The sequence below is a fragment of the Balneola sp. EhC07 genome (assembly GCF_001650905.1).
Taxonomy (GTDB): Bacteria; Bacteroidota; Rhodothermia; order Balneolales; family Balneolaceae; genus Balneola.
In genome coordinates this window covers 384,114-400,838 of the sequence record NZ_LXYG01000017.1, presented here as the reverse complement: position 1 = coordinate 400,838, position 16,725 = coordinate 384,114, and the positions used below count along the sequence as shown (strand labels likewise).

Below are 16,725 nucleotides of genomic sequence, written 5' to 3'. Positions count from 1 at the left end.
ACTTCTTTGTTTACTAGTATTTTAAGATTGTTTTGTGGATTTTATCCGGTCAAACTCGGAAAATCCTTGTTTGGATAATTTTATTTTAGCGCCCAATCAATACACATGACAAACTTTTATGTATTAAGTCATTCTACTCGGAGCATTGATCTGTTTTATGAAGTGATTGAGCCATACAATGATGTTGATCTTTTTAAATGCAGCATTTCTCTTGCCTCACCATTACCAGTTAAAAAATCTCAAGGTTATTATGAAAATGATGTTATCAGGCTTCAAGATCCTTTTAATTTCTTGATTTCTAACCGCTTAAAAACTTTATTGCTGTCATCTTGTATTTCTGGATGGAGAACATATGATGTTGTAATAGGTGGAAAACTCAGTGAGAATTATTCTGGTTTTTGTATTAAAGGTAGATGTGGTTCAAGATTGAGACCAAAAGAAAAAGGTTTCATTAACGGAATTCAGTTTGAAATAGATACTTGGGATAGAAGCGATATTTTTATCCCAAATGACTCACTAACAATTTTTTGCACAAAAAAGGTTAAACAAGTATTTGCCGAACTCAAGCTTAAAAATATAGTATTTCAAAGAATTGAAGATTTTGAATGGTATAATCCTAGAGTGCGATAACAAGCGCTTTAAGCGGGCTCGATTAGGGTTCAGAACTTCATAATCATGTCCAACTCTGGAAGAGTTGTTGCACGGAACATGTACTCATTTAAGAGAAAATCCTCCTTTGAAGGAGGTGTCCGCCTGCGGACGGAGGATGTTGTGCGATTTAATAGCTCGGAAGCTGCACAACATCCCTCTGATCTCACACAAGTGTTCGATCGGTCTCCCTTCGAAGGGAGATTTAGAATTTTCGCATCAATCTACTGACCCACTCTTGTTCTCCTGCCTACCGCAGGCAGGCTCCCTAACATCAGGGAGAGAGACTCTTAAACCAGCTAAGAAATTGTTATCAAAGTCCCCTTCCCTTGTTTAAGGGACGGGACAGGGATGGGTTCGTCGGAAAACATACTCCTGATAAGAATTTAGACTTGTGACAATAAAAACAATTCAGTTACTTCAACAAAAACGAAAAACTCTGCGCCGCTTAAACGCTGGGTCGTTATACTGCCTATGAAAAAGGAGATTAGAAAATTCAATCCTATTGATGTTGAACTAAGATTCCCTATAGCAGGAAAGCTTGATGGTTGGTATTTCAAAATTGAAGAAATAAGTAACGGTGCATATCAGGTATCAGGTTCTGATTTGTTTGGTAGAATTGTTTCAAAAACTGGTGGTGATCCTGATGTCACACTTGTTGAATGCATAAAAAAAGCCACCGAAATTCAATCCCAAATTGAAAAATGAGTCCCAGGCAGTATAACAAGCATTTCAAGCGGACACTGAATCAAGTTCAGCGCATGCTCGTTTGAAGCTTTTAACTAAAATCTTAAATTGTGACGTGCCACTTAAACGCAGGATCGTTATCGGTATGAAAACCAAGTTGAGCTATAGATTTTTTTTCTTACTTATATTCTCATCTCTTACTGTCTTTTGCACTCAACAAAAACAAGAAGTAAAAAAGGAATCAATATTTACAACTCAGGATAGTCTAAAAAAAATTTACTCTGACCTTCATAAAGTATTATACGACTCGCTAAAAACAGAAGCTGTAAAAACGGATTCATTGTATCAGGTCGCAAAAAAAAGTCCAACTGACCGTAATTGTTCAATGTTTTTGGAATCAATGCCAAAAGATTTCATCACTTTTTCTAATTATTATACTCTATTTGCAGCTGCCGATGGAAAATTAGTATATAACCATAATGTTGAAGCCACTCATTATGATTTTAATGATCCTGTAATTGCTCCGAATGAAGACGATTATTTTATAATTGATCACGTCCAATTTATTGAAGAAAATCCATGTTTTAGTAAGGAGCAAAAAGCCTGGTGGTTAATACAAGTATCACAAAAAGGAGAATGGGGCGCAGATAATTTAGGTGATCTACTACGATTTCAAGCACAGCACTTCAATAATCACGTAGATTTGTACTGTAAAATTCTTCAATCTAAAAATTACTCAACTTCATTCGAGTATTTTTATACTTTACTAGATAATGCACATATAGATAAAAAAGTTTTAAGTAGATATAATAGCACTAAAACAGAATTATCAGAAAATTGCTCTACGTTAATTCCAATATTAGATGATGTTTTTGGGCAATTAAATCAAAAGGTGCATTAGTACTGATACTGCGGACATGCCTTGCAGTTTATCTCATTTCCAAGCTAGTCTGACCCACTCTTGTTCTCTCCCTAACATTAGGGAGAGAGACTCTTAAACCAACTAAGAAATTGTTATCGAAGTCCCCTTCCCTTTTTTAAGGGAAGGGACAGGGATGGGTTCGTCGGAATACATACTCCGGATAAGAATTTAGACTTGTGACAATAAAAACAATTCAGTTACTTCAATAAAAACAAAAAACTCTGTGCCGCTTAAACGCAGGGTTGTCTTGCCTAATAATCATGAATAAGCTTTCTTTCTTATTATTACTTGCCTTAGTATTAATTGGTCAAAATATTTTTGCTCAAATCAATATTGGTGAGCAAGTTCCTGAGGAGTGGCTGAAAAAAGCGTTAGAACAGCCATCGGATAAGAGCCTTATTATAGAATTTGGAAAATTATTTTTTTCTGAAGCTGTTTCAACTAAATCTTATATGTATGATGAAAAAGAACCTCTTCTAAATCTTACTAAAATAAATCTAGACAATGATATTGAGTCTGAATACCTATTATTCATTGGAACTAATTATTCTGAAACAAATTTTTATGTTATTGATGATAATCTATCAATCATTTTTGGTGAATATTTATACTTGCATAATGAGTATCCACAACTCAGAATTTATAACACTTTAGACCAACACAAATTATTTGGATATAAATTTCTTTATGGAAGAGGGTCTGGACATTGGTTGTTTTCAAATAAAGTATTTCGCGTGGAATCAGGGAAGGTTTCTTTAGTATTAGAATTCATCGATAGTTCAAATGACAGTTTTAATTATGCAGGTATTAATGGAAAGATTGAAACCAATAATATTCGAGAATATGGCGGTGATATTTTTGTTAAATATTCCTATGATCTTTATTTGCGCTACGATTTAATCCAAGATTTAGGAATAGAATTTGAAGGCAATTCTTACTCATTATTTGATGAGAATGAAGTAACCATCATCTATTCTTATGATCCAGTAACAAATCAATTGGTTTACAATGATCATAATATTAGTCAAGAAATGATGGAATATTTTTTTCAACCAAGTAATGATTCATTATTTCTCAAAGCCTTTAATAATAAACTTGATGAAAAATATTCTCAAGGTTCCAACTTAGATAGAAAACTTATTGATTATCTTAGAAGAAATAAAAATTAGGCATAACAAGCATTTCTAACGGACTCTATTAGGATGACGTCAAAGATTGAGATTCTAAACTATCTAACCCACTCCTATTCTAGCTCTAACATTAAGAAGAGAGATTTTAAGTTAAATCGGTTGAAATTCTATTATTACATTACATTTACTCTCTAAATAATCCGATCACATATGGAATGCTCCGTTTATATTGCTACCAGCGCCGATGGTTTTATCGCAAAACCGGATGGCGATATCAAATGGCTTCTGAGGAAAGAATATGAAGATGCTGCTAAAATTGGTTTAGTATACAGTGAGTTCATTTCAACAGTAGACGCAATTGTGATGGGGCGACACTCCTATGAAAAAGTTTTGACTTTCGATGATTGGTATTACGAAGGAATCGAAGTAATTGTACTGACCACCCAAAAATTAACCGCACCTGAGCATTTATCGGGCAAAGTGAGGTTCGAATCCGGAGCGCCAAAAGATATTGTCCGGAAACTGACTAAAGAAGGGAAAACTCATCTTTACATAGACGGAGGAATTACAATTCAAAAATTTCTTGAAGCAAATCTGATTAACGAAATGACTATTACAGTGATTCCAATTCTGCTTGGAAATGGAATTCCTTTATTTAGTAATGGAAAGGAAGAGCAACAACTTGAGTTGATGGATGTATCTTCTTCAAAAAGCGGAACTGTACAAAAGAGATATCGGGTGAAATAATAGAGCCGCATTCCTGACGGGATTTCAGAACAAGAGGAAACCCAAATCGATCTTTTAACTCTTCCAGAGTTATAAACGCCCCAATTTATGAGTAATCACCCTATTCAACTCTGGAAGAGTTGGTGCACGGAACATGTACTCATTTATGAGAAAATCCTCCTTTGAAGGAGGTGTCCGCCTGCGGACGGAGGATGTTGTGCAGCTTCTGAGCTTGTAAACTGTACAACATCCCTCTGATCTCACACAAGTGTTCGATCGGTCTCCCTTCGAAGGGAGATTTAGAATTTTCGCATCAATCTACTGACCCACTCTTGTTCTCTCCCTAACTTTAGGGAGAGAGACTCTTAAACCAGTTAAGAAGTTATTATCGAAGTCCTCTTCCCTCGAAGAAGGGAAGGGACAGGGATGGGTTCGTCGGGAAACACGCTCCGACTAAAATTTCACAATTCCATACCCTAGCATTTTTTTCTCTATTTTAAGTTCTTTCATAAATGCATTTTGAGGTCAAAATGCACACATCTGTTTCAATTCTTAAAAGAAGTTTATGACCATATCCGTCTACATGTTAACAGCTGCAGCTTTGCTCTTGATCAGCATCTTTTCAAGTAAGCTGGCAAGTCGGTACGGCGTTCCGGCTTTGCTTATTTTTTTGGGTGTAGGCATGATTTTCGGCTCTGATGGATTAAACTGGGTGTATTTTGATGACTATCAGCTGGCACAATCACTTGGTATCATCGCGCTTATCTATATTCTTTTTTCCGGTGGACTTGATACACAATGGAAAAAAGTAGGTCCTATCATTTCTCCCGGCATTGCGCTTTCCACCCTCGGTGTTTTAATAAGTGCCCTTGTTGTAGGCGCGTTCGCATATTGGTTACTTGGCTTTAGCTTGCTTGAAGGGATTTTATTAGGAGCCATTGTATCATCAACAGATGCCGCTGCTGTATTTTCGGTTCTCCGTTCCAAAGCGATGGGATTTAAATATCGTCTGAAGGAATTAATGGAATTCGAATCCGGCACTAATGATCCCGTAGCTATATTTCTAACTATCGGCATCATCCAACTACTCACATTGCCTGAGTTTAGCGGATTATCTTTAGTATTCCTTTTTCTGCGACAGATAGCTATTGGATTGGCTGCAGGATACTTGTTCGGAAAAACAATTACATGGGTTACCAACCGGATCAATTTGGAATATGATGGACTGTATCCTGTACTAACTTTGTCATTTGTTCCATTGATCTACGCTACAACGGATCTTTTAGGAGGCAGTGGATTTCTGGCCGTTTACCTTGCCGGTCTAGTGCTTGGTAATTCAAATTTTATTCATCGTCGCAGTTTGATCAGCTTTTTTGATGGTGTGGGCTGGCTTATGCAAATTGCCATGTTCCTGAGTCTTGGGCTTCTAGTATTTCCGAAACAGATCATTGCCATTTCTATTCAGGGTTTATTAATTGCACTCGTTTTGATCCTGCTCGCACGACCAATCAGCGTTTTTATGTCGTTGATGTTTTCCAGATTCAATGCCCGAAGTAAGCTAATGGTTTCATGGACAGGCCTCCGGGGCGCCGTTCCTATTATTATGGCGACCTTCCCATTGGTTGCCGGAGTAGAAAATGCGGAGATGATCTTCAGTATTGTCTTTTTTGTAGTTGTAACATCGGTGATCATTCAGGGACCGACTATCCCATGGGTTGCTCGTCGCCTCCGAGTTGATTCTCCCATTCCGCCAAAAACAAAATTCCCGATCGAGTTTGAACCTTCCATTGATACCAAAAGTGCACTAAAGGAAATCATGATCGAAAGCAAGGATCCTGTAGTTGGCAAAAGTGTAGTTGATCTGAATTTCCCTGACAAAGCATTGATCGTGATCATAAACCGTGAAGGGAAATTCATCGTCCCCAGGGGTACTACTGAAATGAGATCTAACGATAAACTTTTGATACTCGCTAAAAAACAGTTAATGACTGAAATCAGAGGAATTTTAAAAGGAGAGAAATCTTTACATTCTAAAAATTAACTTTCTTCATTCTATGAAAAACTTAGAAAAAAAATCTGTCATTTTTGTGCGTATCAGTGCGCTGATACTTGCCGTTTATGCTTTTGCTTTCCTGGTTACACCTGAGCTTTTAGGTGACTTAGTTGGCTTTACGCACTATAGTCCAAACACTTTAGTAGAAATAACTGCTTTTTATGGTGGACTAGAATTAGGAATGGCTATTTTCTTAATGTGGTCTGCGGCAGATAAAAGCAGAGTACATTATGCATTAATGATGCTATTCTTTGTATTTCTGACAGCCGGTGTGGCTCGTCTTTTTGGAATTATACGATTCGGTTTTGAAGATCCCAGTCAACCAATTGTTACTGCATTAGAGATTGCATGGGCATTTATTGCCATTTGGATGGCGCGTGCAAAAAAGAACTAATTCTATTCCGCATATAACAAAAACAGCTGAATGGTATTCTCTAGAACGGCTGGAAATTAAACTTTATAGTTGATACTAATGGCACATGATGAATTAAAACGGCTCTTGTTTGGGAGTGATAAAAGTAGTGATACTACCTTAATGCGAGTTGAAGTTGGTTGCAATAACAACGCATCCAAAGTTCTGGAAAAAGCAATTGAAGCCCTTACTGTGATCCTTTCAGTAAATAGTGTTTGCGAAGGTAAGGAAGACTGGTTGACAACAGAAAGCTATGAGATGCTGGAGTCCTGGTTTACAAACAATGTATTGCCTGATAACAATGATGACAGACTACTTGATGGCATTCAGAATGTTCGATGGTTTGGTGAAGGACGTGATTGGTTTTGGTGGTCTGCTCAGGTTGCTGATGAAAACACCTTATATGTTTACATATTAGTTGTCGGATTTCCCATCTCCGGCTTTGATAGCTTGCGTTGGTTATTGAAGTGTTGCGGCGCATCCGTAGTTGAACAAGGAGAAGCAGTAAAATCTTCAGATCTATAGTAAATAATTGAATCTAAATTGATACTTCCACAAATCCTGAATCGAGGTAAGGATGACGAACTTATTTTGATTTCTATGTAGAATCACTAGCTTCTTTCTTTAACTAGCTACTTCATATGACAATTTTCGGGCACATATCTGTTTTCATTTCCATCATTCTTGGATTGGCAGTAGTTCATTTATTGAGCGGATTATCTTTAATACTGGATACCCGAAAGCAATCAAAAGTGTATTGGGTTCATTTACTATGGACTTTCAATATGTTATTTGCAGTAGTTTTGATTTGGATAAGCAGCTTTGCGCTCTCTCCCATAGAAGACTTCCGAATGTTCCATTTTATCAATCTGCTAGCTTATGCAATCGTAACTTATCTGATGAGTGGACTCTTGTTTCCCGTTCAGGGAGAAGAAGTGGTAGACTTCCGGGAACATTTCACATCTAATAGAAAACGCTTCTTTATCCTTGGGATTATTTATGTTTTTGTAGACGCTGCGGATGGCGTTCTGGAACATTTCGAAACCGGTATCCCGTTAGATATTGGACAATTTGGAACACTAAGTGTGTGGCTGATTTTTTTTACTATATCTGTATTTAAAGACACCAAGTTCCTGAATACTCTTGTAGCTATAATCTTTACAATTGGTTTGATCGGGTGGCTTGTAAGCATTATCGATACCGGTATTCTCGTTTGGTAATAAAGACTTGTAGCCCTCTTCAACGGGATTACTTCCTTACATGTATTATTCGGAAATGGTAAAAATAACTCTTTCAGAAATGCGGCTTCGAGATGGTGAAGGAATAGCAGATCTTTTAACTCTTCCAGAGTTTAAATGCCCCAATTTATGAGTAATTATCATATTCAACTCTGGAAGAGTTGGCACAGGAGCGTGTAATCGTCTAGGAGAAAATCCTCCTTTGAAGTTAGGGAATCCCGATAATAAGCCTGACCTTTACAGAGCGCTTACCATTACCGCTATTATGTGGATGAGCAGAATTCTAATATCATATATTCATGAAAATACTAGTCCGAAACCTTACACGAAGCATTACAGAAAAAGAAGTCCAAGAACTTTTCGAAAAATATGGTGTGGTTGAAAGCTGTGACTTGGTTCTGGATAAAAGCACGCGAAAATCAAAGGGCTTTGGTTTTGTTGAAATGCCGAACTCAGAAGAAGCTAAAACAGCAATAAAACAACTGAACGGTAAGAAGTTTGTGAATCACCCTATAAGAGTTAAACAAGCGGATTAAGCCTACAAATCCTTCGGAAGTATCTGATGACACTCCATTTTTTCTCGTTTTGTAGCTCTTTCAAAAATCCGGCATTGAGATGGTGAAGGAACAGCTGATCATCATAACAGAACCTCAACGAATAAAACCTGTTCGCAAAGCGAGCATTTGGTTTTATTCAGAGGTTCGTAGATGATCTGCCCGGAAGCATCTCCGCCGGGAGTTTTTGGTACTTTTGTCGGTACAAAAGTACAGAAAGGAATGAGAGCAAAACTGATCTATAACTCTTCCAGAGTTATATGTGTACAAATTTATTAGTCGTAATCATATTCAACTCTGGAAGAGTTGGTGCACGGAATATATCTCACCCATAAGAAATTATTAAAGGATACGGTCATCTCGCGGCGAATGCCCGAGATCTGGATTGGAATAAAAGGGTATAGCCTTAATAACGATCCGGATTCCTGCCTTCGCAAGAATGACCAAGTCCATGGTTTAAAATTTTAATATTGAGATTCTAAGCAGAAGCTTGGAATAGAAAAAATCCTCCTTTGAAGGAGGTGTCCGCCGAATGGCGGGCGGAGGATGTGTACGGTTTACTAGTTCGAAAGCTGCACAACATCCCTCTGATCTCACACAAGTGTTCGATCGGTCTCCCTTCAAAAGGAGATTTAGAACTTTTGCATCAATTACCTGCCCCACCCTTGTTCTCTTCCTAACATTAGGTAGGGAGACTCTTAAACCAGCTAAGAAATCATTATTAAAGTCCCATCCCAAAAACCCTTTGTGTTCTCTGTGGTTAAAACAATTCCCAGCCATTGCTAACCCTCCCTTGTTCCCTCAGAATGACTTTTTTAAAAACCATTACCTTCAATCAATATTGAACATTCATTATTCGATATTCAACACCCTCTCCATCCTCTCCTGAATTTCCTCTAACATCAAATTTCCGATACTGCCTTCGTGCGTGTGATTCAGTTCTTTTGGAGGTACAAAACTTTCGTCTTCGATCTGTTTTGCAACTTGCTGATAGGCTTCGCGAAAAGGAATTCCTTTTACCACTAATTCATTAACAGCCTCTACAGAAAAGATGAGTTTATATTTTGGATCATCCAAAATGTCCTTAACCGGTTCAATTTTTGACACAGAATAAGAAACGATTTTCAGACAGCTTTTCATTTCTTTGATGGCCGGGAATAACAATTCCTTCAACAGCTGAAAATCTCTGTGATACCCGGAAGTGAGATTGCTTAAGGTTATCATGATCTGATTTGGAAGCGCCATCAGCACATTGGTTTTAGCGCGAAGCAATTCAAATACATCCGGATTTTTCTTGTGGGGCATAATACTGGAACCCGTTGTAAGCTCATCAGGTAATTTCAAGAATTGAAAATTCTGACTGTTGTACAGGCACACATCAGCGGCTAGCTTGTTCAAGGTTGAAGCCAGATTTGCCAGCACTGAAGCAACAACCTGTTCTGTTTTTCCCCTTCCCATTTGGGCATATACTGAATTGTAGACCATACTTTCAAATCCAAGTAGGTCAGAAGTCATTTGTCGATTAAGCGGAAAGCTGGAACCATAACCCGCCGCTGATCCCAACGGATTTCTGTTCACAACTTTATATGCACCATTCAATATCTCCACGTCATCAACTAAACTCTCTGCGTAAGCGGAAAACCACAATCCGAAACTACTCGGCATTGCCGCCTGAGTATGTGTATATCCCGGCATCAATACATCTTTGTGCATGTCTGCCTTATCGATAAGTGCAGAAAATAAGTCATTGGTGAGTGATCGTATTTCCTCTAATTGTTCTCTCAGGAATAAACGAATATCAACTAACACCTGATCATTTCTGGATCGGCCGGAATGGATTTTTTTACCTACATCACCCAGTTCTTTGGTCAACATCAATTCGATCTGGGAATGCACATCTTCCACCCCGTCTTCGATCTGAAACTTTCCTTTTGCAATGATCTGCTCCTGAATATTCTCCAGTTCTCTGATCAGAATCTCTAGCTCAGATTTCTCCAATAAGCCTACGGATTCCAGCATAGTGATATGAGCAATGGTTCCGCGCACATCATGTTTTGCCAGTTCAAGATCCAGTTCACGGTCTTTCCCAACGGTAAACTCTTCAATGAATTGATCCGTTTTAATTCCCTTTTCCCAAAGTTTTTTTGCCATAATAACTTCCTTTATTTCTGAGTGTGTCTATTTACACACACACCTGAATCCCCTCTCAAGAGGGGACTTTTCCTTTCCTATAATTCCAAATTATTTAATAACTCAATATAAGTTTCGATACCTTCTTCGATCTCGCTCAGGTAAATATATTCATCGGCGGTATGTGAGCGATGCGTGTCTCCCGGTCCCATTTTAATACAAGGAAACGGCATGTGAACCTGATCCGACATAGTTTGCGAACCATAGGTTTTTATTCCAAGCACTTTGCCTTTCATAACCACAGCATGATTCTCAGAAATACCGGATGCGTTTAGGTTCAGCGATCTTGGATTTACTTCACAGTTCACATTTTCCTTAATGAGCTCAACAACTTCTTTGTTAGTGTAATGCTCATTCGGGCGGACATCAACAACGAACTTACATACATCGGGCACCACATTGTGCTGAGATCCGGCTGAGATCTGTGTCACCGTCATATTCACTTTCCCTAGTACTTCCGATCTCTTTTCAAATTCATAATTTCTGAACCACTCGATGTCCTTCATCGCCTTATAAAGAGCGTTTTCTCCTTCACTTCTTGCAGCATGACCGCTTTTCCCGTGAGCTACACAATCCAGAACGATCAACCCTCGCTCAGCAATTGCCATGTCCATAGATGTCGGTTCGCCCACCACTCCAAGATCGATCTTCCCCAATTCTTCTAACACAATTGGAACGCCTTGTTTGCCTGAAGTTTCTTCTTCAGCAGAGGCTAGAAAAACCAGATTGTAGTTTTGATCAGTACCTGCCAAATGAATAAAAGTATGCAACAAACTAATCAATGGACCGCCGGCGTCGTTACTTCCCAACCCGATCAATTTTCCCTCTTCAATAGTTGGGCTGAATGGATCGTAACTCCATTTGGAAGAAGTTTTCACTGTATCGTGATGAGAATTCAGAAGAATCGTCGGCTTTGATGCATCTCTTTCTCCTGCCCACGCCCAAACATTGTTCTTCTTTCTCTGAGCATCAAAACCCTGCGCCTTTAAATACTCTTCAATCATATCCGCAGTTTTATCCTCCTCCCCACTATAAGATTGAATGGATATCAGTTGCTTTAGTAATTCTATGGCGTTTTGTTGTAGTTTTTTCATAATACTATGTTCATAAGTAGATAAGTAAATAAGGTGGCTTTCACCTTTCACCTTTCACCTTTCACCTTTCACCTAACCAACCTCGTTCCTTTTTCTTCATCTTTAAACACATCAAATCCTATAATTCTGACTTTTTTAGCTCCTGCATTCAGTGCTTTAAAACCCAGATCCAGTTTAGGGATCATTCCTTCTTTTATGATTCCATTTCCTTCCAGATGGCGATATAACAATAAATTCATTTCGGTGATCAATTTCTCGCCATTCATAACGCCCTCGAGATCAAAACACAGATCCATTGCAACATCTCCATACTCTGCCAAGCCTGAAGTAATAAATCCCGCGATATTATCTGCGTTTGTATTCAACAGCTGTCCATTGCCGTCGTGTGTCAGAGGTGCAATTACTGGTGTAATTCCTTCGCTCAATAAGCTGTTTAAAACCGTCGCGTCTACTTGTTCGATATCCCCCACAAAACCAAAATTGATAGGTTCCGGATCTCTTTTTTTCGATTGAATCAGGTTCATATCAGCGCCGGAAAGACCAATTGCGTTACAACCCAACGCCTGAAGTTTTGCCACGATCTTTTTATTCACCAATCCGCCGTAAACCATGGTCACCACATCGATCATATCGGAATCGGTTATTCTTCTGCCATTGATCATTTTGGATTTCAGTCCCAGCTTTTCTGCTACATCGGAAGCTATTTTCCCACCGCCATGAACCAGAATTTTCTTTTCTTCAATTTGTGCAAAATCCTTCAGAAACTGATCCAGCTTTGCCTCGTCATCAATGACTTTACCACCGATCTTTATGACTTTTATTTCACTCATTTTTCAGAATTTTATTGAATATAGTTTGAGCCGAAACAATTCTGTTGGTTGCTTCTTCGATTACCAGTGAATTCGCGCTGTCAATTACTGCATCGCTCACAACCACATTTCTGCGAACGGGCAAACAGTGCATGAATTTAGCGTCATTCGTGAGATTCATTTTGGCCTCATCAACCATCCAGTTTTTATCTTCAGATAGTATTTTTCCATAATCCGAATAACTACTCCAGTTTTTTGCATAGATGAAATCAGCGCCTTCAAATGCTTTTTCCTGATCGTATTCGATATGCGCATTCCCTGAAAATTCAGGAGCTAATTCGTAGCCTTCGGGATGAGTGATCGTAAGATCATACTCCGCTTTTTGAGTCCACAACGAAAACGAATTCGCCACCGCCTGAGGAAGTGCTCTCGGATGAGGCGCCCAAGTCAGTACTACTTTTGGTTTCTCTATCTTCTTATGAGTTTCAATAGTGATCAGATCCGCAAAAGCTTGCAAAGGATGTCTGGTAGAAGACTCCAGATTTACCACCGGCACCGGACAATGTTTAAGAAACTGACTCAAAACCTGTTCTGAATAATCAGATTCGCGATCTTCCAATTTTGCAAAAGCACGGATCGCCACCAGATCAAAGTAAGAACCGATCACTTGTGCTGCTTCTTTGACGTGCTCCGCTTTGTTTCCATTCATGACAGCTCCGTCAGCGAACTCCAGTTGCCAACCGCCTGCGCCCACATCAAAAACAGTTACATCCACACCCAGATTCTGAGCCGCTCTTTGGGAACTCAACCTGGTTCGCAAACTTGGATTTAGAAACAACAAGCAGATCGACTTATTTCGGATGCTTCCCTTCTCTTTAAATGGGTTTTTCTTTACTTCCAATCCTTCTTGGATCAGACTTTTCAGATCGTCTACATCATCAATTGAGAAAAACTGTTTCATGATAATTCTTCCTTTATAGCTTTTAAAAAATCCACCGTTTCTCTTTTTCCAATTCCCAAAGCCGGCAATAACCGCAAGGTATTTTTATTTGATGAGGAGCCGGTAAAAATGTGATGTTTATATAATAATGCCTTTCTCATTTCAGCGATCTCAAATTCGAATTCCACTCCTATCATCAATCCTGCACCACGAACTTCTTTTACCTTCGGGAACTGCTTCAATTCTTCCATCAGGTATTCACCCATTTCTTCTGCGTGCTTAATCAGGTTTTCCTTTTCCATCACTTCCAGCACCGCCAAAGAAGCTGCACAGGCCAAATGATTTCCACCGAATGTTGTTCCCAGCATTCCGAATGTAGCCTCGAACTTTGGATGCGTGATAATTCCTCCAACAGGAAACCCATTGCCCATTCCTTTTGCCATGCTGATAATATCCGGCTCAACTCCCGAATGTTGATGCGCAAAGAACTTACCCGTTCTTCCAAACCCCGATTGTATCTCATCCAGAATGAGAACCGTATTTGTTTGATCACACAGCCTTCTGACATGCTTCAGGAATTCAGGAGTGGGTGCATGAATGCCACTGATCCCTTGAATGCCCTCGATCAAAACCGCACATACATCTTCTTGTTTTAAAGCTTCTTCAACACCCTCAAAATCTTCCAATTTTAGTCGAACAATTTCTGCTCCTTCATTTACAGGAAACAAGATCTTAGGATTGTCGGTAGCAGCAACAGCAAGCGAAGTTCTACCATGAAATCCTTTTTCGAAAACCAGAATTTTCTTTCTTCCATTGTGTGCAGATGCCATTTTCAGTGCATTCTCGTTGGCTTCTGCCCCTGAATTGCACAGAAATAAATTCCAGTCTGCGTATCCGGAAAGTTCTCCCAGCTTCTTTGCTAGCTCTTTCTGAATTCCGATGGGAACAGAATTTGAATAAAAACCGATCTTGTTTATTTGCTCAGTGATGCGTTTCACATAATGCGGATGTGAATGTCCGATAGAAATAACGGCATGACCACCATACATATCTAAATATTTGGTTCCGTCTTCCGTGAAAACATAATTCCCTTTAGCTTTCACGGGCTCCACATCAAACAAGGGATAAACAGGTAATAAATCCATCAGAATGTGCTCCCTTTCAATTTCAATCCGGTAGTTTCTTCCAGACCAAACATCAGATTCATATTCTGAACTGCTTGTCCTGAGGCACCTTTTACTAAGTTGTCTATAACTCCCGTTATTAGTAATTGATCTCCCTCTTTCTGAAGATGAATGACGCTCTTGTTAGAATTCACAACTTGTTTTACATCCACTGCTTTTTCTGAAATATGAACAAATGGATGACCACTGTAATAATCTTTGAACAACACAACGGCTTCTTTAAGGGACAACTCTGTTTTCAGATAACAGGCTGCTAATATTCCTCTGGTAAAAGCCCCGCGAAACGGAATGAAATTAATAGTGCTATCAAAATCATTATTAAGCTGAGTTACACTTTGTGTGATCTCGCCAAGATGCTGATGAGTAAATGCTTTATACACTGAAGCATTATTACTTCTCCAACTAAAATGGGTAGTTGATGTTGGGTTTTGCCCCGCTCCGGTACTGCCCGTCATCGCTGACACATGAATATCATTGTTCAACAAATTAGCAGCAGCCAGAGGTAACAGGCACAACTGAATACAAGTTGAAAAGCATCCCGGGTTAGCTACTTTTTCTGCTTTTTTGATCAGATCTCTGTTCAACTCAGGCAAGCCATAGATAAATTCATTTCCTTCGGATTTCAAACGAAAATCTGAACTCAGGTCAATGATCTTTGCCTTTTCAGGAATTACTCCTGAATCTATAATTCCTTTCGATTTCCCATGACCTGAGCAAAGAAAAACAACATCCACATCCTGATCTAACTGCTCATCAAATACCAGATCGATCTCACCGATCAGGTCCGGATGCGCCTCATGGATTTTTTGTCCCGAGTGACTTTTACTGACAACAGAATTCAGTTCCACTTTAGAGTGATTGATCAAAATTCTGATCAACTCACCGGCTGTATATCCTGCTCCGCCAATTATTCCAACTTTAATCATTGTTCTGTACCGATTGTTGAATGAGCGTTGCGTTTGCCAAGATCTTCGTAAAGCCTTTTACATCTTCGCCACTCCAGCCCTGATTCATCTCCCCGTACTGACCATGTTTTGATTGCATCAGATCAAATTCAGATTCAATGCCGATCAGTTCGAATTGCTTAGGTTCTAATTTCACAAACACCTTTCCGGTCACTTTTTGCTGAGTATTTTCCAGAAAAGCTTCGATATCTCTCATAACCGGATCCAGAAATTGTCCTTCGTGCATCAACATTCCATACCATTCGCCCAACTGATCTTTCCAGTACAACTGCCATTTTCCCAACACATGTTTTTCCAGCAATTGATGCGCTTTGATCAATATCATGGGCGCTGCTGCTTCAAATCCAACTCGGCCTTTTATTCCGATGATGGTATCACCTACATGAATGTCTCTGCCAATTCCATAAGGTTGCGCAATTTCCTGAAATTTTTTGATCACCTGAACAGGAGTTAACTTCTCACCGTTAATTGAAGTTGGTTCTCCATTTTCAAATCCGACTTCCACTGTTAATTCATCGCTTTCAGAAACTTTTGTTGGCCACGCTTCTTCCGGCAGTGTTTGATGAGAAGTGAGTGTTTCAGCACCGCCCACACTCGTTCCCCACAATCCTTTGTTGATGGAATATTTCGCTTTCGCCCATTCTTTTTCCACTCCGTGACTTTTCAGGAATTCCACTTCTTCTTCACGACTCAATTTCATGTCTCTGATGGGCGTGATGATCTCCATCTCCGGAGCAAGCACATTAAAGATCAGATCGAAACGAACCTGATCATTTCCAGCTCCCGTGCTTCCGTGTGCGATGGCGTCAGCGCCGATCTTCTTGGCGTATTCTGCTATAGCCACCGCTTGAAAAACACGCTCTGCACTAACTGAAAGCGGATAAGTATGGTTCTTTAACACATTTCCGAATAACAGATATTTAATTCCTTTCTGATAGAATTCCTGCTCAACATCAATGCAGACGTGATCTTCGATACCCAGATCAGCAGCTTTCTGTGCCAGTGCTTTTTGTTCTGCTTCATCAAATCCACCGGTGTTTACAGCGGCGGTAAACACTTCGTATCCCTTTTCTTTTGCAAGATGGATGGCACAATAACTGGTGTCTAAACCACCACTGAATGCTAGTACTACTTTTTTATTTTTCTTCATGATTATTTCCTTTTACTTGAAAG

General features: G+C 39.3%; 18 protein-coding genes. 11 read left to right on the top strand and 7 right to left on the bottom strand.

Annotated elements, in window-relative coordinates; translation table 11 throughout:
- Nucleotides 1-105 precede the first annotated feature (105 nt).
- The 11 genes from A8B79_RS11035 to A8B79_RS16340 all read left to right on the top strand — a co-directional run bounded on the left by A8B79_RS11035 (nucleotide 106) and on the right by A8B79_RS16340 (nucleotide 8,649).
- Entirely contained in the window at nucleotides 106-630 is a 525-nt protein-coding gene (locus A8B79_RS11035; RefSeq protein WP_066222392.1) for a hypothetical protein, read from the top strand.
- Between the two features lie 492 nt (nucleotides 631-1,122).
- Nucleotides 1,123-1,356 (top strand): hypothetical protein, encoded by a 234-nt coding sequence (locus tag A8B79_RS11030; RefSeq protein WP_066222389.1) that lies wholly within the window; start codon nucleotides 1,123-1,125, stop codon nucleotides 1,354-1,356.
- A gap of 124 nt (nucleotides 1,357-1,480) precedes the next feature.
- A complete protein-coding gene (locus A8B79_RS11025; RefSeq protein WP_066222386.1) occupies nucleotides 1,481-2,236 on the top strand; it encodes a hypothetical protein in 756 nt (251 codons plus the stop codon).
- Nucleotides 2,237-2,517: 281 nt separating this feature from the next.
- Nucleotides 2,518-3,426: a hypothetical protein gene (locus A8B79_RS11020; RefSeq protein ID WP_066222383.1), complete on the top strand. Its 909-nt coding sequence runs from the start codon at nucleotides 2,518-2,520 to the stop codon at nucleotides 3,424-3,426.
- A 171-nt stretch (nucleotides 3,427-3,597) separates the two neighbouring features.
- Nucleotides 3,598-4,134, top strand: coding sequence for a dihydrofolate reductase family protein (locus A8B79_RS11015; protein ID WP_066222380.1), 537 nt, complete (start codon nucleotides 3,598-3,600; stop codon nucleotides 4,132-4,134).
- A gap of 544 nt (nucleotides 4,135-4,678) precedes the next feature.
- Nucleotides 4,679-6,154 (top strand): potassium/proton antiporter, encoded by a 1,476-nt coding sequence (locus tag A8B79_RS11010; RefSeq protein ID WP_066222377.1) that lies wholly within the window; start codon nucleotides 4,679-4,681, stop codon nucleotides 6,152-6,154.
- Nucleotides 6,155-6,167: 13 nt separating this feature from the next.
- A complete protein-coding gene (locus A8B79_RS11005; RefSeq protein WP_066222375.1) occupies nucleotides 6,168-6,560 on the top strand; it encodes a DUF4345 family protein in 393 nt (130 codons plus the stop codon).
- 78 nt (nucleotides 6,561-6,638) lie between these two features.
- Nucleotides 6,639-7,103, top strand: coding sequence for a hypothetical protein (locus A8B79_RS11000; RefSeq protein WP_066222372.1), 465 nt, complete (start codon nucleotides 6,639-6,641; stop codon nucleotides 7,101-7,103).
- A 116-nt stretch (nucleotides 7,104-7,219) separates the two neighbouring features.
- Entirely contained in the window at nucleotides 7,220-7,798 is a 579-nt protein-coding gene (locus tag A8B79_RS10995) for a hypothetical protein (protein WP_066222369.1), read from the top strand.
- Between the two features lie 317 nt (nucleotides 7,799-8,115).
- Complete coding sequence (locus tag A8B79_RS10990; RefSeq protein ID WP_066222365.1) at nucleotides 8,116-8,352, top strand: RNA recognition motif domain-containing protein; 237 nt, start codon at nucleotides 8,116-8,118, stop codon at nucleotides 8,350-8,352.
- 171 nt (nucleotides 8,353-8,523) lie between these two features.
- Entirely contained in the window at nucleotides 8,524-8,649 is a 126-nt protein-coding gene (locus A8B79_RS16340) for a hypothetical protein (protein WP_268872940.1), read from the top strand.
- 573 nt (nucleotides 8,650-9,222) lie between these two features.
- Here the strand turns inward: A8B79_RS16340 and argH are convergent.
- The 7 genes from argH to argG form a co-directional block, all read right to left on the bottom strand.
- Nucleotides 9,223-10,521, bottom strand: a complete 1,299-nt coding sequence (gene argH, locus A8B79_RS10980) for an argininosuccinate lyase (RefSeq protein WP_066222359.1) — start codon at nucleotides 10,519-10,521, stop codon at nucleotides 9,223-9,225.
- Between the two features lie 77 nt (nucleotides 10,522-10,598).
- Nucleotides 10,599-11,654, bottom strand: coding sequence for a M20 family metallo-hydrolase (locus A8B79_RS10975; RefSeq protein ID WP_066222356.1), 1,056 nt, complete (start codon nucleotides 11,652-11,654; stop codon nucleotides 10,599-10,601).
- A 68-nt stretch (nucleotides 11,655-11,722) separates the two neighbouring features.
- Nucleotides 11,723-12,484 carry an acetylglutamate kinase gene (gene argB / locus A8B79_RS10970; RefSeq protein ID WP_066222353.1) on the bottom strand — a complete coding sequence of 254 codons (762 nt, stop codon included), beginning with the start codon at nucleotides 12,482-12,484 and terminating at the stop codon, nucleotides 11,723-11,725.
- A complete protein-coding gene (locus tag A8B79_RS10965) occupies nucleotides 12,477-13,424 on the bottom strand; it encodes an N-acetylornithine carbamoyltransferase (RefSeq protein WP_066222350.1) in 948 nt (315 codons plus the stop codon). Before A8B79_RS10965 ends, argB begins: the two co-directional genes overlap by 8 nt.
- Nucleotides 13,421-14,548, bottom strand: coding sequence for an aspartate aminotransferase family protein (locus A8B79_RS10960; RefSeq protein ID WP_066222348.1), 1,128 nt, complete (start codon nucleotides 14,546-14,548; stop codon nucleotides 13,421-13,423). The genes A8B79_RS10965 and A8B79_RS10960 overlap by 4 nt, the downstream gene beginning before the upstream one ends.
- A complete protein-coding gene (argC, locus tag A8B79_RS10955; protein ID WP_066222344.1) occupies nucleotides 14,548-15,513 on the bottom strand; it encodes an N-acetyl-gamma-glutamyl-phosphate reductase in 966 nt (321 codons plus the stop codon). Before argC ends, A8B79_RS10960 begins: the two co-directional genes overlap by 1 nt.
- Entirely contained in the window at nucleotides 15,506-16,702 is a 1,197-nt protein-coding gene (argG, locus tag A8B79_RS10950) for an argininosuccinate synthase (protein ID WP_066222342.1), read from the bottom strand. The genes argC and argG overlap by 8 nt, the downstream gene beginning before the upstream one ends.
- Between the last annotated feature and the right edge of the window lie 23 nt (nucleotides 16,703-16,725).